This window comes from Nostoc sp. DSM 114160 (genome assembly GCF_053470305.1).
Genome location: NZ_JBPFGO010000004.1, coordinates 915277 through 939182 on the forward strand (window position 1 = coordinate 915277; position 23906 = coordinate 939182).

The following is a 23906-nucleotide window of genomic DNA, read 5'->3' on the forward strand; positions in this document are numbered from 1 at the left end:
TCCAGATATAGTGTTCCCAGATATAAAGCGAACCCGTCGCTCCACAACTTGAAATTTTCAAGATTTAGAGTCAAAGAAAATCGGCGCTAATCCCATCCCTTCTCTAGGAGACGCGGCGCGAACAAAAAGTGTCCGAGATTCATACCGGAATTTCAATCATAAATTCTGTACCCTGACCCAGAACCGAGTTAAAACTTAATTTTCCACCGTGGGTTTCTTCAACAATTTGACGGGCGATCGCTAATCCTAAACCCGTTCCTTTTCCCACAGATTTTGTTGTAAACAAATGATCGAATATCTTTTGCTTGACTGCTTCATTCATGCCATTAGCATTATCAGCAATCGTTATTGTAACCCGATCGTCTTGCAATGAGGTTTTAATTGTAATCTTGTTAGGATTTTTTTGGATTTCTGCAAAATTCCGCCCAGTATTCGACTCATCTAAGGCATCAATGGCATTAGCTAGGATATTCATAAATACCTGATTTAATTGTCCAGGAAAACATTCAACTTCAGGCAACCTGTCATAATCGGTTATTACTTCAATTGCTGGACGTTGCTCATTGGCTTTGAGGCGATGTTTGAGAATTAAAATTGTACTTTCAATTCCTTCATGAATTTTAAATGGCACTTTGTAATCTCGATCGGTACGGGAGAAAGTTCTTAAACTAGTGCTGATGTTTTTCAGGCGATCGCACGCCATCACCATTGAATCTATTGCCTTGGGTAAATCTTCTAAACTATAATCTAAGTCAATTTCTTCTGCATGGTCAATAATTTCAGCACCCGGATTAGGTAAACTTTCTTGATAAAGTTTCAAGTGTTGCACAACATCAGCAATAGTGGGTTTAGTTTGTTTGAGACTTGCAGCTATAAAGCCCAAAGGATTATTCATTTCATGGGCTACACCAGCAACTAAATTACCCAATGCTGACATTTTTTCACTTTGAATAATTTGTAATTGCGCTTGCTGTAAATCTTCTAAGGCTGTTTCGAGTGCTTGAGATTTTTCTGTAACTGCTGATTCAGCTTGTTTGCGATCGCTAATATTAATCGTTGTCCCAACTATACGATAAACTTTGCCCGTCTCATCTTTTAAAGGGCTGAGTGTGGTTAACCACCAAATTTTCTGGTCATTAAATGTTAAACATTCTTCATAGGTGATGCGTTTTCCGGTTTGAAAACAATGCAAATATTTTTGCTCGACTGCTACACCTTCGTCAGGAACCATTATTTCTTGCGGAGTTTTACCTAGCACTTGAGAAGCAGGTATACCAACCGCTAATTCGCAAGATTTACTCCATCCTGTGTACTCATACCTGCCATCATCCCGGATCTCAGTCACAAAAATAAGACAGCCAACACCTTCGTAAATACTATTGAGGAACTTTTCTCGTTCCTGGAGATGATTATATAACTGGGCATTTTCCAAAGAAATTGCAGCTTGAGTGCAGAGGAAATTTACAATAGAAAGGCGATCGCTAGTAAATACCCCTTGCGTTAGTTGATTTTCTAGGTAAAGAATCCCTACTAAACGCCCTTGATTAAGAATCGGAGTACATAATACACTCTGGGGTTGTGTTCGCTGCATATATTCCCCAATCAACCCAATAATATCTGTTTTGCAATTGTCTATAACAACTGTTTGTTGAGTATTTTTGACGTAATTGATAATTTTTGCGGGAATCTCTTGACAATTAACGAGTGATTGTGGTTCTAGAATGGTTTGTATTTGGTTATGATTAATAAAAGTAATTGCCCTAACTTGCCAACGATCGCCAGATACTTTCTTCAATAAGGGTTCCCCCCGCCCGGCAGTATCCTCATCTTGGGGAAGAATTAGTACAACTTTCTTGGCACCAGAGTTTTCTAGGATAATCTGGGTCAAGTTGGCAATGAGTTGATCTAATTCCAGAGAACCGGAGATAGCTTGAGCGGCTTTAAGAACAGAGGTAAAATCTAATGTCTGGGAAATACCAGTACTGCCAGTGGTAGAAGTGCGAGTAGATGAGGAAGTGCCACGAAAGCTAATAGTTTCTAAGGTATTGAAGTTGATTCGTTGCTGTTGCAGAATCGATTGGAGTAGTTGGGGATAGCGTTTTTCTAAGTCTTCTATTTTGGCTTTTGCACCCCAACGAGCGTAACAGTAGTATGCTTCTTGCATATATGCTTGGGCAACTCTTTCTTTACCCCAGTCGAGATAAAATTTGGCTACTAGTTCATTGCTAAGTGCTTCTTCGTTAACGTATTCGTTTTCTTTGGCGAGGGAGATGGCGCGATCGTAATGTTCAAGTGCTTCTGCTTTATTGCCCAACACTCGTTGTTTTTCAGCCTCAACTAAATGCCATTTATGTAGATGATTCATGGGAGCATTTTGCGCCCATTGGTGCAAAGTGGTTTGATGGGTTTCTACCAAAGCGAGAAATTCGGCTTGCTTTGGCTCTGGCTGTGCCAGCAAGAGCGCTAAATGCGTCAGGGCTGCATAGAAATGAAAAATGGGAATAAAAATCATGCCTGATACTGCCATCAAATACTGTTTGGCTTGGGCGTTATGGTTTAGGGCCGCCGTGTAGTTACCAAAAATGTAGGCAAGCATCAGTTTGTAAGTATAAGCAATAGCGATCGCCGAGAGATCCTTGTCTTGATGGTGCTTAGGAAGCATCGCCGTTTCATTGTAGGCAGTGCCAATTAAGCAATCCGACAGAATACGGGCTTCCCTCAAGTTCTCCACAGTCTGCTGCACCATATCCAAATAACTCAGGGCAGAATGTTGTTTTACCTGCACTAAGACAGCCCTGTAACCTGCTATTTCGGGTTCCCAAATGTCCAGTTCTACCCCAGCAAAAAGTTTGGCAATGAAGTAATTGAGCGAGTTGTAGCCAGCGTTGAGAAAATCACCAGTTTCCATACCAGTTGCATAGCCATCTTTCATCGTCAGCATCGTTGCCCTGAGAGATTCCTGATGATGTTGAATCCAGGCCGCAAACAGAAGTAGAATCTTACACTTGAATTCCCCGACATTAAATCGGTCAAGCAAATTCATTGCTAATCGCCCAAAGCTATAGCCTGTTTTCACTTCTGACAAAAAGGCACACAACACCATACCGTGAATCATATACCCCACCGTTGATGCAGGTGCATTCCCAAACTCAAGTGATAAACTCACCATCGTTGCGCTCAGTATGGGCAGTAATCCGGGCATTGCCTGTAGAATCGGTGAAAATAATATTCCTAAGAGTTGCATGGCTGCCTGAGTCTGGCAATCGCTCATGACAGGTAGATCGACTAATTCTTCAATTTCTCTGCCGCTTTGAAGGCTGGCTACAGTCTGTAGTACTTTGCTAATTTTGGCTTCGTCAGGTGCAGTGGGGAGTTCAACCCCCAATTGAAAGAGTACATCTCTGCCAACTGCGATCGCTTCTAATATTCTGGTCTGGGCTGTCTGGGCAGCAATTTGAATTTCGTAAATTTTAACTTTGTCTAAAATCGTCTGGGCTGATTTCAACACCTGTACTGCGATCTGTTCCATGCCATCAAAGTCAGCATTCAAGTAGGCGGCTTCGGTGGCGGCAACATAGAGACTCAGGGTCAATTCATATCGATCTTGCCAGCTATTCGCTGTAAGTAGCTCAATTCCAGTTTGTAAATAGACTCTAGCAGCAGCATAAGCGGTGGAATTTTTCGCTTTATCTCCTGCTGCTAAGTTAAGCCGAGCCAAGGCTTCTCGTTCGTTTGATTGGACAATCAACTCTTGCCCTAAATTCAAATGCCCAACAATATCAAACAGTTTTTCTTCTTGTTCTATTTGAGAAGAATTTTGTATAAGTAATTGACCAATTTTGAGGTGAGTTGCTTGTTTTTGGTTATCAGGAATTAGAGAATAGGCAGCTTGTTGTACTCTGTCATGTAAAAATCTATAATAAGCTGTCTTTTGTCCTACCCTGCGGGAAGCCGCTAGCGCGTCTATGTCCTTTGTCATTCGTTCGCTCTTTTCTAATGACCACTGACCAATGACCAATGACGAATCATGATAAAACTTATAAACATCACTAATCGGTAAAATCAACCCTTCTTGTAAAGCTTTCCATAAACTTGCAGCCGTTTCAATTTCTGATTCTTGCGAAACAATTGCCAAATTTTCTAAATCAAATTGATTGCCAATACAAGCAGCTAACTGCAACACCTTTTGAGTTGAATCAGGCAGTTTTTGTAATTGACATATCATGAAATTAACAACATCATCTGTAACTGCTTGCTGATTTATTTGGGTGATATCACATTGCCAATATCCTGATTCAAAGTTAAATTTAATTAATCCATCTTGGTGTAATGCCTTGAGAAACTGTATGGTAAAAAACGGATTACCTTGAGTTTTCTGAAATACTAATTGAGAAACAGGTAATGCCAAATCTTTTGTACATTTAAGTGTATCAGCAACTAATTGATTCACTTGCAATTGACTCAGAGGCGCTAAAGTAATTGTATTAATTGTGGCTGCTGTTTTTTGGATATCATTCAAAGTCAACATTAATGGATGTGCTGGGTTCACTTCATTATCACGATAAGCACCAATTAAAAAAAGATGTTTGGTATCAGCCATTAATAACTGTATTAACATCAATGATGCTGAATCTGCCCATTGCAAATCATCTAAAAACATCACTAATGGATGTTCAACACTAGTAAAAACTTGGGTAAATTTTTGAAATAATAAATTAAACCGATTTTGAGCAGCAGTTCCGGATAATTCTGTAACAGGTGGTTGCTGACCAATAATTCTTTCTAATTCGGGGATGACTTCAATAATCACCTGTCCGTTATCACCTACAGCCGCTAAGATATTGGTTTTAAATTGCTGGATTTGAGCATCGCTTTCGGTTAATAATTGCCCCATTAAATCGCGGAAGGCTTGCACAAAAGCACTAAAGGGAATATTTCGTTGAAATTGGTCATATTTCCCTTTGATAAAATAACCGCGTTTTTTGACGATTGGTTTATGGACTTCGTTAACTACAACGGTTTTCCCAATACCCGAAAAACCAGCCACCAGCATCATTTCTGTCGCACCTGTACTAACGCGCTCAAATGCTTGCAGGAGAGTTTCTACTTCTGTTTCTCGTCCATACAGTTTATCAGGGATAATAAAGCGATCGCACACATCTCGTTGAGCAATTGGGAAATGCTTAATTTCACCAGTTTCTTGGAGTTGAGATAAACAAGTTTCTAAATCAAATTTCAGTCCTAATGCACTCTGATAGCGGTCTTCAGCATTTTTTGCCATCAATTTCATGACAATATCACAGAGAACTTGGGGAATCTCTTCTCTATTCCCTGTCCCCTGTTCTCTATCCCCTGAAAGTGGTGGAAGTTTTGCTAGATGACAATGTACCAATTCCATCGGATCGTTTGAATGGAACGGTAACTCACCCGTAAGTAGCTCGTAAAAAGTGACACCTAAAGAATAGAAATCAGTCCGGTAGTCAATCCCCCGATTCATTCTTCCTGTTTGTTCGGGAGAAATATAACCAAGTGTCCCTTCCAAGACATTGGGATTCATCAGTGTTTGAGTTTCCCGTGGTAATAGCGATGCAATACTAAAGTCAATTAATTTAACTTGTTTGGTTTCTGGATTAATTAAAACATTGGCGGGTTTGATATCTTTATGAATAATCCGGTCGCGATACAATATATCTAAGATGTTGCACAGGGCGATCGCTATTTCTAAAAACTCCATTAAAGATTCTAAGCTTTTCCCCACTACTTCGGCTTCTCTTCGAGACGCTACGCGAACGCTCAGTACAAGTCCCCAATCCTTGAGAGAAATCCCCCCAAAGTCTTCCATTACCAACGCATAACCATTTTGATAGGGTTCTAGGCTATAGGTTTGGACTATTAGCGGTGAGTTGAGATTTTTCGCTATGGTGTACTGATTACGAAACGACAAGAGTTCGCCAAAACTCGGATAAGGATTTTTCAGCAGTTTGATCGCTACAGGTAATGAGTCAGTCTCTCTATATCCTCGATAAACGATGGTTCTAGAACCATTGTAGAGTTCTTCGCTAACCTGATATCCGGGAATATTGACTCTCGTACTAACCATACTGCTAAATCTTTAAGACTCCAGATATAGTGTTCCCAGATATCAAGCGAACCCGTCGCTTCACGACTTGAAATTTTAAAGATTTAGCGACGCAAACAAAAAGTGTCCGAAATTCATACCGGAATTTCAATCATAAATTCTGTACCCTGACCCAGAATCGAGTTAAAACTTAATTTTCCACCGTGGGTTTCTTCAACGATTTGACGAGCGATCGCCAACCCTAAACCCGTCCCTTTACCAACAGCTTTCGTCGTAAATAAATGGTCAAATATTTTTTGTTTAACTGATTCGCTCATTCCCTTGCCATTATCAGTAATGGAAACTTTAATTAGATTATTTTCGACTGAGGTTGTAATTGTAATGCAGTTAGGATTGGCTTTAATTTCTTCAAAGCTGAGTCCATGATTAGATTCATCCAATGCATCAATAGCATTAGCAAAAATATTCATAAATACCTGATTTAATTGACCGGGAAAACATTCTACTTGAGGTAAATTACCGTAGTTGGTAACAACTTGAATCGCCGGACGTTGGTCATTGGCCTTGAGACGATGTTTGAGAATGAGAATAGTGCTATCAATGCCTTCGTGGATATTAAAAGGTACTTTGTAGTCTTGATCGGCACGAGAGAAAGTTCTCAAACTGGTGCTGATGTTCTTTAGCCTGTCACACGCCATAGACATAGAATCAATCATCTTGGGCAAGTCTTCTAAGCTATAATCTAAGTCGATTTCTTCGGCGTGGTCTTCGATTTCATCGCTTTTGTTGGGTAAACTTTCTTGATATAGTCTGAGATGTTCAACAATATCAGCGATAGTAGGTTTAGCTTGTTGAAGACTAGCAGCAATAAAACCAAGGGGATTATTCATTTCGTGAGCTACACCAGCAACTAAGTTGCCTAGTGCAGACATTTTCTCAGTTTGCACCATTTGTAATTGTGCTTGTTGCAGGTTTTGTAAAGCAGTTTCTAGCTCTTGTGCTTTTTGTTGAAGTTGGGCTTCGGCAACTTTGCGTTCGCGTAGCGCAGTTTGCTGTTCTGTAATATCATCTACTAGGGAAGCAACTCCGATTGACTCGTTATCTGCATTTACAAGCGGATTGTTATACCAAGTACAAATGATAATTTTACCATCTTTTGTTACATTTTCATTGATACTGTAATTGCCGCCCTGCTGGGATATAATTTCGACGCTGACTCGCTCCATTTCTGCTTGAATTATTTCAGGAATGATGAATTTGAAGTCACGACCCAAAGCCTCTTGTTTGCTGTAGCCAAAGATTCTTTCTGCGGCTGGGTTCCAGTCAGTAACGTGAAAATTGGTATCCCACTCGATAACTGCCAATGGAGTTTGCTGAACCAATAGCTGGAGTCGTTGCTGGGATGCTTGCAAGCCAGACTGGGCGGCGCTCAACTTATCAAGCGATCGCTCTAGCTGTTGGGCATATTGCTGCGATCGCTCATAAAGTCGGGCATTTTCTAAAGAAATTGCCGCTTGGGCGCAGAGTAAATTCAGCAGTTCGACGCGATCTTTTGTGAACGCCCCCGTTGCTAGATTATTTTCTAGATATAAAATGCCCATCAATTTACCTTGATGCAAAATCGGGGTACACAAGATACTTTTTGGCTGCTGACGCATGATATAGGGGTCGTTGGCTAAGGTCGGATCGGCACTCGCATCAAATATTACAGCAGTCTGTCTATCGTGCTTCACTTTGTAAATCAGCTTCAGGGGAATGTCTTGACTGTCCTCAACGGGAAGGCGTTGCAACACTACTGGCTGCATCCCCACGGTAATTGACCCTTTAATTAGCAGATGTTCGCCTTTGGTATCGCCTAGCGAATCGTTTCGCAACAGCATAAACACGCATTTATCAGCCCCAGCATTTTCAATGACGATTTCAAGCAACGATGAAAGCAGTTTTTCAAATTCGATTTCGCCGGAAAGAGTGTGAGAGGCTTTGAGAATAGCAGCTAAATCTAAAGCAACAGAAACACTACTACTGTGGGAAGTGCCGGAATTCGTTGGTGTAACACTTGCTAACGAGAAGATTGTTTCGTTAGTGGAGAAAGGAGAATGGGTTGGCTGGAGGATAGGGGCTAGCAGTTGCGGATAGCGTCTTTCCAGATCGGCAATTTTGGCTTTTGCCCCCCAACGTGCGTAACAGTAATATGCTTCTTGCATATATGCTTGGGCGAGTTTTTCTTTCCCCCAGTTGAGGTAAAATTTGCCAGCAAGTTCATTCGCTAGTGCTTCTTCTTGGATATATGCGTTTTCTTTGGCAGAAGCGATCGCGCGATCGTAGTAATCCATTGCTTCATACATCCGCCCCAATACCTGATACTGCTCTGCTTCAACCAAATAAAATTTGTGTAAATGGTTTTTGGGTACATGGTTTGCCCATTGTTCGAGCTTTTTCTGGTTGTCAACAACTTGCTGGGGGAGGCATTCTTTACCTTGAGCGTTGGGTAACATCGCTAGATGAGTCAATGAATCGTAAAAGTGAAACACCGGAACCATAAAACAGCCGGATACTCCACTTAAATATTGTTTGGCATCAGCCGCCACTTTGATAGCTTGTTCCCACTCATTAAACAAGTAACAAAGAATTAATTTATTGATATACAGTGTTCCCATTGCGTAAAGATCGTTTGCCTTTTGATGCAAGGGCAACATGATTTGTTCGTCATAGATTACACCTTGAATTTCCCAAGGGCACTTGCTCTCGGCGAGTAAATTTAAAACGGATTGGTAAAAGACTCTCAAATAATTATGAGCAACTTCCTGTTTGAGTTGAGCCAATGCCTGATTGTAAACCTTCATCTCTGGTTCTAAGATTGACAAATCTTTTCCGAGAAAATAGGAAAGCGAACAGTAATTGTAGGCACAGTAGGCAGCATATTCTAAAGTACCCATTTCCAGACCGCTGTGGTATCCGTCGAGTAAAGGAGCGAGTGAATTTTGAATATGATGTTTCCAAGGCTTCACGAAGGGATAAACCATGTTAATCGTGCTGGCTTTAAATTCTTTGCTTTGGAAGCGTGATAGTAGTCCCATTGCCAGTTCGCCAATGCGATCGCCTAAATCTATTTCTCCAATACCACACAAAATGACTCCATACCAAGCATAAGCCTGTGCTGATACCGCAGCATTACCGTATTCTACTGATAACCTAATCTGCTTACACACGATTAATGGCAGTAATTCTGGAACCGCTTGATAAACTGCTGCTGTCACCGCCGCTAAAATTCGGATTGTTGCCAGGGCTTGGAAGTCTGTCATTTCCGGCAGTTCCAAGAAATCTTCTAAATGTTTTCCTTTTAAGACATCTTGAGTCTGCTGCAAACTTTCAGTAATATCTGCGTCAGTCGGCTGTTCTGGAAACAATACTCCAAATAATTCCAAAGTCGAAAGAGCGGTTTTAATAGCTTTGGGCTGTTGACTCTGGGCCACCTCGGCCAAAATTCTTACTTCATAGACCTTCACTTTATCTAGTAATTGACGGGCATTTTGCACTACTTCGTCAACTATCTGCTCCATTTGCCTAAAATCACCGCTCAGACAGGCTACTTCTGCGGCTAAATCATGCAGAGCTAACGTTAGTTCATAGCATTGCTGCCAACAATTTGTTGTGAGAAGTTGTATCCCTTTAGTGGCGTATTCAATTGCTGCGACGTAAGCGGTTGCAGATTTAGCTCTTTGGGCAGCAACTAGATTTAGCTTTGCTAATTCCTCACGTTCAATTTCTGCAACAATTAAATCGGCTCCTTTATTTAATTGATTGACAATCTCAAAGATTTTTTCCTCTTTTTCCGTCTCGCTCATTACACTTAAAAGCAATTGCCCAATTTTTAAGTGCGTCAATTGTTTTTGGTCATCGGGAATCAGAGAATAAGCGGCTTGTTGGACGCGATCGTGTAAAAATTTATATGTAACAGTCTGAATATTTTCCGGTGTACGTGCAAGACTTTCTTGCCCAATATAAAATTTATAAACATCACCGTTCGGTAAAATCAACCCTTCTTGTAATCCTTTCCACAAAGTCGCAGCCGTTTCGATTTGAGATTGTTTAGAAACAATTGCCAAACTTGCTAAATCAAACTGATTCCCAATACAAGCAGCTAACTGTAACACCTGTTGAGTTGATAGCGGTAGTTTTCGCAATTGAAAACCCATAAAGGCAACAACATCATCTGTAACGGCTTGAGTCATCACTTGGGTAATGTCACATTGCCAACAGCCTAACTCAATATTAAATTGAATAAGATTTTCTTGATGTAATGCTTTGAGAAACTGGATTGCAAAAAACGGATTTCCTTGAGTTTTCTGATAAATTAATTGAGAAAGAGTCCATGCCGAAGTTTCTGTACATTTAAGTGTGTCACCAACTAACTGATTCACTTTTAGTTGACTCAGTGGTGCTAACGTAATTGTATTAATCGTCGCTTTGTTTTTTTTGATTTCACTCAAAGCCAACATTAATGAATGTGCTGCATTTACTTCATTATCGCGGTACGCACCAATTAACAAAAGATGACCTGTATCAGCCATTAATAGCTGCATTAACTTCAATGATGCCGAATCTGCCCATTGCAAGTCATCTAAAAACATCACTAATGGATGTTTAACACTGGTAAAAACTTGGGTAAATTGTTGAAATAATAAATTAAATCTGTTTTGCGCCGCCGTTCCTGATAATTCTATAGCGGGTGGTTGTTCGCCAATAATTTTTGATAATTCGGGGATGACTTCAATAATTACCTGTCCATTTTCCCCAACAGCATCTAAAATCTTGCTTTTCCATTCCTGAATTTGTGCATCACTTTCGGTTAATAATTGCCTCATTAAATCTCGGAATGCTTGTACAAATGCACTGAAGGGAATATTTCGTTGAAATTGGTCGTATTTGCCTTTGATAAAATAACCGCGTTGGCGAACAATTGGTTTATGAACTTCGTTAACAACCGCAGTTTTGCCAATTCCCGAAAAACCTGCTACCAGCATCATTTCTGTTGCACCAAGGCTGACTCTCTCAAAGGCTTGGAGTAAAGTTGATATTTCGGTTTCTCGTCCATAAAGTTTATCAGGAATGATGAAGCGATCGCACACATCCCTACGAGCAATTTCAAAACACTGAATTTCGCCATCAACTTGTAGCTGATGTAAGCAATTTTCTAAATCAAACTTGACTCCCAAGGCACTTTGATATCGATCTTCGGCATTTTTTGCCATCAATTTCATCACAATATCGCAAATAACTTGGGGAATATCTTCTCTATTTTTTAAAATTTGTGGAAGTTTAGCAATATGACAATGCACCAATTCCATTGGCTCGTTTGATGCAAAAGGTAAATTTCCTGTAAGTAACTCGTAAAATGTCACACCCAAAGAATAAAAATCAGTTCGGTAATCAATCCCCCGATTCATTCTGCCTGTTTGTTCTGGGGAAATATAAGCGAGTGTTCCTTCTAAGATATTGGGATTGACTAGCGTTTGGGTTTCTCGTGGTAGTAAAGATGCAATACTAAAATCGATTAATTTAACTTGTTTGGTTTCGGGATTAATGAGAATATTGCTAGGTTTTATGTCTTTATGAATAATCCGCTCGTGGTAGAGTATATCTAAGGTGTCACACAGGGCGATCGCAATTTCTAAAAACTCTTGTAGAGATTGTCGCCTTCCCTTGATTCCCCATTCCTTGAGAGAAATCCCGCCAAAGTCTTCCATCACTAGCGCATAGCCATTTTGATAGGGTTCTAGGCTATAAGTTTGGACTATTAGCGGTGAGTTGAGATTTTTAGCTATGGTGTACTGATTCCGAAACGACAAGAGTTCGCCAAAACTCGGATGAGGATTTTTCAGGAGTTTAATAACTATAGGTAATGAGTCAGTCTCTCGATACCCTCGATAAACAATGGTTCTAGAACCATTGTAGAGTTCTTCGCTAACCTTGTATCCAGGAATATTGACAAGAGTGCTAACCATACTGCTAAATCTTTAAGACTTCCGGATTTAGTATTCCCAGATGTCTGAAGTTGTTTACTAAACGAGCCAAAAATTACACTGGAAATTCAATCACAAATTCTGTACCTTCACCAAGAACAGAGTTGCAACTCAATTTACCGCCGTGGGTTGATTCAACGATTTGTCGAGCGATCGCCAACCCCAACCCCGTTCCTTTCCCCACAGCTTTTGTAGTAAATAAATGGTCAAAAATCTTTTGTTTAACTGATTCACTTATTCCTTTGCCATTATCAGCAATGGTAATTTTTACAACACTATCTGCAAGTGAAGTATTAATTGTAATGCAATTAGGGTTGGTTTGAATTTCTTGAAAACTGCGTCCAATATTCGACTCTTCTAAAGCATCAATAGCATTGGCAATAATATTCATAAATACCTGATTTAATTGGCCAGGAAAACATTCAATTTGCGGTAAATTACCGTAGTTAGTTATCACTTCAATAGCTGGACGTTGTTGATTAGCTTTGAGGCGATGTTTGAGAATAAGAAGGGTACTATCAATACCTTCGTGAAGATTAAATTGCACTTTATAATCTCGATCGGCACGAGAAAAAGTGCAGAGTGAAGTGCTGATTTTTTTCAGCCTGTTGCACGCCATCGCCATCGATTCAATTACCTTAGATACGTCTTCTAAGCTATATTCCAAATCAATTTGCTCGGCATGGTCAATAATTTCCTCACTGCTATTTGGGAAAGTTTTTTGATAGAGTTTCAGGTGTTCGGTAAGATCGGCAATAACGGGTTTAGTTTGTTGCAGGCTAGCAGCAATAAAGCCCAAAGGATTATTCATTTCGTGAGCAACACCAGCAACTAAGTTACCCAAAGCAGACATTTTCTCACTTTGGATCGTTTGTAATTGGGCGTTTTGCAAATCGGTTAGCGCCTGTTGTAATAAGAGCGATTTTTCCTCTAAAGCAAGTTCTGCTTTTCGGCGTTCGCTAATATCCAACAAGAATCCATCCCAAACTATAGTTCCATCGGCTTTTTGTTCTATTCGGGCTTGGCAGTGAATCCATTTAATCATCCCAGATGGTGTAATAATTCGCCCTGACCAGTCAAAATCAGTTAAGGTTTGCATTGAGTCAATAACAGACTGCTGGTAGCTTGCGACATCATCTGGATGCATTCTCTCCAAGAGCAGCTGCACATTAGCGATCGCTTGTTCGGCTGTAATTTCGTATAGTTCATAACATTCTCTACTCATATAGGTGAGAGACATTGCACCATTAGCAGATATCTGGTACTGATAAACAACCCCAGGCACGTTGTCTACAAGTTTCTCAAAGCGAGAGTTACTCGTACTCAATTCGACAAGCGATCGCTCTAACTGTTGAGCATATTCTAAGGAACGTTCGTAGAGTCGAGCATTTTCCAGAGAAATGGCGGCTTGAGCGCAGATTAAATTCAGCAGTTCGACGCGATCGCTGGTAAATGCTCCCATTGCTAAATTATTTTCTAGATATAAAATGCCCATCAACTTGCTTTGATGCAAAATTGGACTGCACAAGATACTTTTCGGCTGTTGACGAACAATATACGGATCGTTGGCCAAGGTGGGATCTGCTGTCGCATCCACTAGGACAACAGTCTGCCTGTTGTGCTTGACTTTGTAAATCAGCTTCAGGGGAATATCCTGGCTTTCTTCAATGGGAATGCGCTGCAATACAATTGGTTGTGACCCCTCAACAATCAACCCTTTGACCAACAAGCGATCGTCTCGCAACAGCATTAACACGCATTTATCGGCCCCTGCATCTTCGATGACGATTCTCAGCAACGATGAAAGCAGTTTTTCAAGTTCGATTTGCTCTGAGAGAGTTTGGGAAGCTTTGAGAATAGCGGCTAAATCTAGGGAATCAGAACTGCTGCTAGAAGTGGCCGAACTGGTGTATGTAACGCTCCCCAAAGCGAAAATGGTTTCGTTAATTGAAACGGGAGAACGGGTTTGCTGTAATATCGCAGCAAGTAGTTGAGGATAGCATTTTTCTAAATCAGCGACTTTGGCTTTGGCTCCCCAACGAACATAGCCATAGTAAGCTTGAATCATATACTCCTGAGCAATCCGCTCCTTATCCCATTCCAGGTAAAACTTTGCTGCTAGTTCGTTGGCAAGAGCTTCAATTTGGGTAAAGTGATTTTCTTTGGCGGCGATAATGGCGCGATCGTAACAGGCGATCGCATCTGCGTAATTACCAGAAACTCTTGCCATTTCAGCCCCAAGCAACAGCGATTGATGCAAAAAGTTCTCTGGACAGGTCTTAGTCCAGGTTTCTAGAAGCTGGCGGTGCTGCTGCATCACATCCCAGTAGTGCTGTTGATTCTCTGGGGTTGCTTGGGGATAAAGCGCGGCTAAATTCAGCGGGTAATAGAAGTGGAATAAAATAATCGGAAACAGACCAAGATTAGAAGCCAGGGTTTTTTCAGCAATCGCAGCAACTTCCAGGGCATCAGCATAGCGACCGTACAAGTACAATAGCTGGAGTTTCAAGAAGCAATACCAATTGATCCCAGCTTCAAAATTATTCTTCTGCCAAGCATCAAGACAGACAATCTGGCGATCGCCGCGATCGACTAGCAGATCGGGTTCGGCCAACAAACCTTGCAGGTGCAACAGAAATTGCTGCTGGAGGTTAAATGTCAGCGTCATGTTCGCGTTATTTACTTGTTGCACATAGCTCAAGTATTTCTCGGTTTCGGCATACACCTCTGATAAGCAATCACCCTTCAACAGCATCGTCCAAATCAGACATACTACTGCCCAGATGCCAAATCCAATATCACCTGTTTCATAACTAATCTGAAGAGATTGTTGGTAAACTGCGAGGTTTTCAACCAGTGGCCTGTTGTAGGGATTGATTGTATGACCAAAAACGTTATTGGTTTTGGGAATGAACTTGGCGCTATTGAATTGGCGATCGAGCTTTCGCCCCAAGGTAGCGAATTCATAAGCACTGCGATAGTCTCCTTGAATTGTCAGCATCATCCCATACAAACAGTAAGCGCAGCCCGAACTTTCGGCATTGCCATAGGTGAAGGAAGTCTGAACCATTAACAGGATACTGAGAATTGTTAGCGCTTGATTGCCACCGACATAAGCAGCCCCCCAGAGATCGGGGAGGATTGACATACATACCTTCTTCGCCGGATCGGTCATCGCAGGCAGATCGAATAAATCTGCGGGTTGTACAGTTTCCAGTTTGACGCGGATCTCCTTGAGTATGCTTTCAATCAGCGCTTGCTGACCTGCATCAGTTGCCGGAATGCTCATCCCCATAACACTCAAGCCACTCAGTGCAGCCTCATAAGCGGCGAGTAAATTCTCTCCCTGATTGGATCTCAGGGCTAATTGCAGTCCATAAATCTCTGCTAGCTCGAATTTATTCTCGACGTACTGTAATGCCTGATGGAAGAGTCGTTCTGCTTCGTCAAAGCGTCCTGTAATGTATTCGCACTCTGCACATTCCCGATAAAGCTGAAATGTGAGATCGTAGGCAGTCTGCCAACTATCTTCCGGAAGGATTTCCATGCCGATCGCACAGTATTTAATGGCTGCCTTATAAGCTGTGGAAACTTTTGCTTTTTTGCCAGCGATCAGATTCAACTGCGCTAACTCATAGCGATCGCCGATCCGATCGATCAGAGCAATTCCATTGTTCAACTGATTAACAATATCAAAAACATTCAGTTCTATGGCTTCAGGTGCGGTATTTTGCAACAGCAATTGCCCAATTTTGAGATGAGTCGCTTGCTTTCGATCGTCAGGAATCAGAGAATAAGCAGCTTGCTGGACGCGATCGTGCAGGAACCGATAGGTCGGATTAACTGTCTCCCCTTGGGACTTTTGGGCATCCTGAAAAAACTTGTAAATCTGACTCGTGGGTAAAATTAAGCCTAACTGCAAAGCTTTCCACAATGCTGTGGCTGCATTGGTTGGCGATCGTTCGGAAACGATCGCCAATGTTTCCAAATCGAACTGTGCCCCCACACAAGCAGCCAGCTTCAGTATCTCTTGAGTGGCTTGTGGCAACTTTTGTAATTGCTGCGCCATGAATTCAACCACATCATCAGTAAGCGAGAGCAATTTCACCGACACCATATCGCACTGCCAGTGTCCAACTTCCAGGTTATATGTAATGTAGTTCTCCTGATGCAAAGCTCTGAGAAATTGGGTAGCAAAGAAGGGATTGCCTTTGGTTTTTTGATAGACTAACTCTGCTAGGGGTTGTGCTAGAACTGTGGAACAACTGAGGGTGTCGGCAACCAAACAATCGATCTGAGATTGACTTAACGGGGCGAGGGTAAGGGTACTGATAGTTGCCTCAGCTTTCTTCATCTCCTCCAGTGTCAGCATTAGGGGATGGCTGGGAAAGACTTCGTTATCTCGGTATGCCCCGATTGTTAGCAGGGAATCCACCTCGCTTTGACTCATCAACACTTGCATGAGCTTCAATGAGGCTGAATCTGCCCACTGCAAGTCATCGAAGAACATCACTAACGGATGTTCTAGTGTAGCTAACGCGGCAATGAATTTCACAAATACCAAGTTGAAGCGGTTCTGGGCGGCACTACCATTGAGTTCTGGGGCTACTGATTGTTTGCCGATAATCTGCTCTAGTTCGGGAATAACTTCAATTAGGACTTGCCCATTTTCACCTAAAGCACAGAGGATTTTCTCTTTCCACTGCGCCAGTTGCTCATCAGTTTCGCTTAACAATTGTTCCATTAAATCTCGGAATGCCTGTACAAAGGCACTCAACGGGATATTGCGGTTAAACTGGTCAAATTTGCCTTTGATAAAGTAGCCGCGTTGTCTGACAATCGGCTTATGCACTTCGTTGACAATAGCAGTTTTGCCAATCCCCGAAAACCCAGCAACCAGCATCATTTCTGTTGCGCCAAGACTGACTCGCTCAAATGCTTGCAGGAGAGTTTGAACCTCCATGTCTCTGCCATAAAGTTTATCGGGAATGATGAAGCGATCGCACACATCCCTAGTTGCTATTTCAAACTTGTGAATTTCCCCAGTTTCTTGCAGTTGTTCTAAACAATTTTCTAAATCAAACTTTAATCCCAACGCACTCTGATATCGATTTTCGGCGTTTTTCGCCATTAATTTCTTGACAATCTCCGAGAGTACAAATGGGATTTGTGGGTTAATGTCATATACTAGCGGTGGAAGTTTTGCAATATGACAATGCACCAACTCCATCGGATCGTTTGATGCAAAAGGTAATTCTCCCGTCAGTAATTCGTAGAAAGTTACGCCGAGTGAATATAAGTCTGTGCGGTAGTCAATCCCCCGATTCATTCTGCCTGTTTGTTCGGGGGAAATATAAGTAAGTGTCCCTTCTAATACATTAGGATTGATTACTGTCTGCGTTTCTTGTGGTAGCAAAGATGCAATACTAAAGTCGATTAATTTAATTTGTTTGGTTTCGGGATTAATTAATATATTGCTAGGTTTGATATCTTTATGAATAATGCGCTCGCGGTAGAGTAAATCTAAGGTGTCACACAGGGCGATCGCAATTTCTAAAAATTCTTGTAGAGATTGTCGGCTTTGGCTGAGGAGCCATTCTTTGAGAGAAATCCCCCCAAATTCCATTACCAGCGCATAGCCATTTTGATAGGGTTGGAGGCTGTAGCTTTGGACGATTAACGGTGAGTTGAGATTTTTCGCAATGGCGTACTGATTGCGAAACGACAAAAGTTCGCCAAAACTGGGATAGGGATTTTTCAGCAGTTTGATCGTTACTGGTAAGGAGTCAGCTTCCCGATACCCTCGATAAACTAGGGTTCTCGAACCATTGTAGAGTTCTTCAGTTATGTGATATCCGGGAATCCTAACAAGAGTGTTGACCATACTGCTGAAGGAATGACGATTTATAGATATAGTGTTCCCAGATATATTGAGTGTTTGATAAACAAGAGCAAAGATTTACATTGCAATTTCAACGATAAATTCTGTACCTTCACCGAGAACAGAGTTGCAACTCAATTTGCCACCGTGGGTTGATTCGACGATTTGAAAAGCGATCGCCAACCCCAAACCCGTACCTTTTCCCACAGATTTCGTAGTAAATAAATGCTCGAATATTTTCTGTTTAACTGATTTGCTCATCCCTTTACCATTATCTGCAATGGCAATTTTCACGAGTCGATCTGCCATTGAAGTGGTAATAGTAATTCGGTTGGGATTAACTTTAATATCTTCAAAACTCCGCCCAATATTCGACTCTTCTAATGCGTCAATGGCATTTGCCAGAATATTCATAAATACTTGATTGAGTTGCCCAGGAAAACATTCTAATTGAGGGAGATTGCCGTAGTTGGTGACAACTTCAATCGCGGGACGTTGTTCGTTAGCTTTGAGACGATGTTTGAGAATGAGAATGGTACTATCGATACCTTCGTGAATATTAAACGGCACTTTGTAATCGCGATCGGCACGAGAGAAAGTGCGTAAACTGGTGCTAATATTTTTCAGTCTGTCGCAAGCCATCGTCATGGAATCAAGCATTTTCGGTAAATCTTCTAAGCTATATTCCAAATCGATTTCTGATTCGTGGTCTTGGATTTCTTCACTCTTATGTGGAAAAGTTTCTTGATATATTTTCAGGTGTTCAACAATATCAGAAAAGGTGGGTTTAGCTTGTTTAATACTGGCAGCAATAAAGCCCAAGGGATTATTCATTTCGTGAGCTACGCCAGCAACTAAGTTACCCAACGCAGACATCTTTTCACTTTGAACAATTTGTAATTGAGCTTGTTGCAAGCCAAGTTCTGCAAGTTTTCGATCGCTAATATTCAAAAACAATCCATCCCAAACCAATGAGCCATCCGATCGCTGTTCAACTCTGGATTCACCGTGAAGCCATTTGACGATTCCTGACGGGGTAACGATTCGTCCTTCCCAGCACCAGGAAGATCGAGCTTGAACGGTGTCAGTGTAAGTTTGCAGGTAAGAAGCCAGATCATCTGGATGTATCATTTTGTCGAGAAAATCGGGATCGACAGCAGCTTGTTCTGGGGTGATTTCGTAAAAATTGTAACAGTCGGCACTGATGTAGTTTAACGAGAGGATGCCATCAGCACTCATCTGGTATTGACAAACCACCCCAGGCACGTTGTCTACCAGATTGTGGAAGCGAGACTGGGCCGCATTCAACTCCGATAGCGATTCTAAGGAACGTTCGTAAAGTTGGGCATTTTCCAAGGAAATGGCAGCTTGAGCGCAAAGTAAGTTGAGAAGTTCGACGCGATCGCTCGTAAATGCCCCCGGTGCTAAATTATTTTCTAGATATAGAATGCCGATCAATTTCCCTTGATGCAAAATTGGGCTGCACAAAATACTTTTGGTTTGCTTACAGATGATATACGGGTCGTTTGCTAAAGTCAGATCGGCACTGGCATCAACTATTACAGCAGGTTGCCTGTTGTGCAAGACTTTGTAAATCAGCTTTCTTGGAATATCCTGAGAGTCTTCAATCGGAAGATGCTGCAACACGACGGGCTGTGTTCCCTCAGTAATCGAACCTTCAATTAGCAGGCGCGAGTCTTGCAACAGCATTAACACGCATTTATCAGCCCCCGCATTTTCGATGATGATCGAAAGCAATGATGAAAGCAGTTTGGACAGTTCGATTTCGCCAGAAATAGTTTGGGAAGCTTTGAGAATGGCAGCTAAATCTAAAGCTACAGAAGCACTGCTGCTGGAAGTAGCAGATGTAGTGGAGGTGATACTTCCCGAAGCGAAGATAGTTTCGTTAGTTGAGAGGGCCAAACGGGTTTGCTGTAATATGGGGGCGAGTAATTGGGGGTAGCGTTTTTCTAAGTCGGCGACTTTGGCATTCGCACCCCAGCGGGCATAGGCGTAGTAAGCATTCGTGATGTATTCTTGGGCAATGCGCTGTTTGCCCCAGTCAAGGTAAAATTTGGCAGCTAGTTCGTTGGCGAGGGCTTCTTCTTGGATATAACCGTGTTCTTTAGCCAGAGCAATGGCGCGATCGTACAAGTCGATCGCTTCAGCTTTTTCACCTAACACTCGATGCTTTTCTGCCTCCACCAAATGCCACTTATGCAAGTAGTTCATCGGTGCATGATGCGATCGCTTCTGCAACTTTGCCTGATTCTCTGCTACCCGTTGCAAGCGATCTCCCAGATCGGAATCCCCACTACAATCTCCAGTTAAAGCAGCAAGAGAATCATAGAAGTAAAAGATTGGCACCGTAACCAAACCTGCCCCTGCTGTTAAATACTGTCTGCCCTCAGTCGCAATCTCTAACAGGGATTGTGCCGTTTCACCAAACAAGTAGCCAAGAATCAGTTTGTGCAGATAGAAGAAATGAAGCCCCATCAGATCGTTCGCTGCCAACAACTGGGGTAGCAACTGCGCCTCGTCGCACAGATCGCCCACAGAAAGCTGGGGATTCTTACCGTTGCCCAACAGGTTAAAAACCGCCTGTCCGAGCATTTGAAAGTAGTTAAACGTCTGAACCTGCTTGAGATTCTTTGGCATCTGGCTGTAGGCGTTGATGTCTTGCTCCAGCGTTCCTAGTTCCTGACTGCTGAAGTAGGCATTTTTGCAGCTATGAAGTGCGGCATAACCCGCAAATTCCAAATCTCCGGTGTCTAATCCAATTTGGTAGCCTTCCCGTAGAACTTGCACTGACGTTTGCAGATGAGTAGTTCCATGCAGAACCAGCGCCCCTGCTATAACGCGGGTTCTACATTCAACTTCCTTAGCATTGAGTTTTTCGATGACCGCTAACCCTAGCTTGCCAGCCCGCTCTGCCCCTTCCATGTCTTCTAAAATGCCATTCAACAGCAGACCCATAGTGGGCATAAAAGAAGGCAGAGAATGGCGCATTGCCGTATTGAATCGAGGCATTCACCTGCGACAGAATTAGTAATGGATATAAGGATGGATTTGTAATATAAATAGCTGATGCAGCGCTGGCGGCAATTTTTATCGCTGCTAGAGGTTCACCTGCCGTCATGGGAGGCAGGTATAATAACTCCTCGATCGCTCTACCCGCCAACAGGTTCACCGTATGCTGAAATCCCTGCTGGATATCTTCTTGCGTGGGGCTATCGGGCAATTGAATACCTAATTGACTTAGCACTTGTTTCGCCAGGTCGCTCGCATCCAACAGTTTATGCTGCAATGTATGGTTTTGAATCTGAATTTCGTAGATTTTCACCCGATCGAGGAGAGTTTTTCCTTGCTGCAATACTATCTGCGCCCAATGTTCCATTTGCTCGAAGTCTGCGGCAAGAAAAGCATTTTCAGCTGCCAATTCGTGCAACATTAGCGCCAATTCATACTGACTTTGCCAGCAATTGGGGGTTAACAGAGCGATCCCCGTATTTGCGTAGGTTATGGCAGATTCATAGGCGGTTGCAGACCGAGCTTTTTTAGCGGCGAGTCCGTTTAACCGGGCAATTTTCGCTCGTTCTGCGGGTTCAACGACCAATTTCAATCCCCTGTTCAGGTGATTGACGATATCGAATAGTTTGTTGTTCTGTTCTATGTCAGATGTATAGTCGAGCAGCAGTTGACCTATTTTCAGATGGATCGAAGCTTTTTGGTCATCGGGAATTAGGGAATAGGCGGCTTGCTGGACGCGATCGTGTAAAAATTTGTAAGTAACTGTCAATTGTTCTGGGTCATCGCTCGTTTGTTGTACTTCGTCTGCGAATGACAAATGACTATTGACTAAAGACTCTTGTTGGTAAAACTTATAAACTTCACTAATTGGTAAAATCAACCCTTCTTGCAAGCCTTTCCATAACGCTGCCGCTACGTCTGTTTGGGATTGTTCTGAAACAATTGCTAGAGTATTGAGATCGAACTGCGCCCCGATGCAAGCTGCCAATTTGAGAATTGTTTGGGTGTCTAGTGGCAATTTCTTTAGTTGCACTGCCATGAACTCTACGACATCATTAGTGAGCGAGAGCGATCGCACCTGAGCAATGTCACATTGCCAATAGTTACCGTCAAAGTTAAAAGTAATTAATCCATCTTCATGCAATGCTTTGAGAAATTGCGTAGTGAAGAAGGGATTACCTTTTGTCTTGCTCATCACCAGTTCGGTCAACGGTAAGGCCAAGTTTAGAGAACAACTCAGCGTATCTGCAACTAACTGATTTATTGATGCCCGATTCAGGGGAGCTAAGGTAATAGTATTAATGGTTGCCTTTGCTTTTTCCAGGTCTTGCAGCATCAACATTAATGGATGGGCTTGTGAAACTTCGTTATCCCGGTATGCGCCAATCAGTAAGAGATACTGACTATCAGCTTTACTCATCAACAGCTGCATCAACTTCAGCGATGCCGAATCTGCCCACTGCAAATCATCAATGAAAATGACTAGAGGATGTTCTTTTGTAGCGAACACCTGGATAAATTTTTCCAACAGTAAGTTGAAGCGATTTTGAGCAGCACTGCCAGAGAGTTCGAGGACAGAAGGTTGTTTGCCAATAATGCGCTCTAGTTCGGGAATCACTTCGATAATTACTTGTCCATTTTCTCCAAGTGCTGCTAATATTTGATTCTTCCATTGCTCTAGCTGAACATCGCTTTCGGTTAATAATTGCCCCATTAAATCCCGAAATGCTTGGACAAAAGCAGAGAAGGGAATGTTCCGTTGAAATTGGTCGAATTTTCCTTTGATGAAATAACCGCGTTGCTTGACAATTGGTTTGTGAACTTCGTTGACGACGGCTGTTTTCCCAATGCCGGAAAAACCTGCTACCAGCATCATTTCTGTTGTGCTTTGACTTACTCGATCGAATGCTTGTAATAGAGTTTCTACTTCGGTTTCTCGTCCGTAGAGTTTGTCGGGAATGAGGAAGCGATCGCACAGATCCCGACTCGCAATTTCAAACTTGTGAATTTCTCCTGTTTCTTTTAGCTGACATAAACATTTTTCTAAATCGTATTTTAGTCCTAAGGCACTCTGATAGCGCTCTTCTACATTTTTTGCCATGAGTTTCATGACAATTTCTGAAATTACTAAGGGAATTTGTGGGTTGATTTCATGTATTAATGGTGCTGCTTTGGCGATATGGCAATGCACTAATTCCATCGGGTCATTTGATTGAAACGGCAACTCTCCTGTCAATAATTCGTAGAAGGTGACACCCAAGGAATAAAAATCTGTGCGATAGTCAATCCCTCGATTCATTCTGCCTGTTTGTTCGGGGGAAATATAAGCTAGTGTCCCTTCTAATACATTAGGATTAACTAGTGTTTGAGTTTCCCGTGGTAAAAGTGATGCAATACTAAAGTCAATTAATTTAACTTGTTTGGTTTCGGGATTAATTAATATATTGCTGGGTTTGATATCTTTATGAATAATGCGCTCGTGGTAGAGTAAATTTAAGGTGTCGCACAGAGCGATCGCAATTTCTAGAAACTCCTGTAGAGATTGGAGATTTCCTGTGAGTTTCCATTCCTTGAGAGAAATACCGCCAAAGTCTTCCATCACCAATGCATAGCCATTTTGGTAAGGTTCCAGATTATAAGTTTGAACTATCAGAGGTGAATCCAGATTTTTGGCAATGGTGTACTGATTGCGAAACGACAAGAGTTCGCTAAAACTCGGATAGGGATTTTTCAGCAGTTTAATGACTATAGGTAATGAGTCAGTTTCTCGATATCCTCGATAAACTAGGGTTCTGGAACCATTGTAGAGTTCTTCAGTTAAGCGATATCCGGGAATCCTAATAAAAGTGCTGACCATACTGCTGAAAAAGTGAAGATTTACAGATATAGTGTT

3 protein-coding genes and 1 pseudogene are annotated in these 23906 nt (G+C 42.0%); all 4 read right to left on the reverse strand.

The features are described from left to right. Window positions 1-139: 139 nt before the first annotated feature. The 4 genes and pseudogenes from NSTCB13_RS35880 to NSTCB13_RS35895 all read right to left on the reverse strand — a co-directional run bounded on the left by NSTCB13_RS35880 (window position 140) and on the right by NSTCB13_RS35895 (window position 23870). Window positions 140-6100 carry an AAA family ATPase gene (locus NSTCB13_RS35880; RefSeq protein WP_448275754.1) on the reverse strand — a complete coding sequence of 1987 codons (5961 nt, stop codon included), beginning with the start codon at window positions 6098-6100 and terminating at the stop codon, window positions 140-142. 113 nt (window positions 6101-6213) lie between these two features. Then, window positions 6214-12084, reverse strand: a complete 5871-nt coding sequence (locus tag NSTCB13_RS35885; protein WP_448275756.1) for a trifunctional serine/threonine-protein kinase/ATP-binding protein/sensor histidine kinase — start codon at window positions 12082-12084, stop codon at window positions 6214-6216. 73 nt (window positions 12085-12157) lie between these two features. Continuing rightward, complete coding sequence (locus NSTCB13_RS35890; RefSeq protein ID WP_448275758.1) at window positions 12158-17986, reverse strand: AAA family ATPase; 5829 nt, start codon at window positions 17984-17986, stop codon at window positions 12158-12160. A 75-nt stretch (window positions 17987-18061) separates the two neighbouring features. Then, a pseudogene (locus tag NSTCB13_RS35895) lies at window positions 18062-23870 on the reverse strand (AAA family ATPase). Between the last annotated feature and the right edge of the window lie 36 nt (window positions 23871-23906).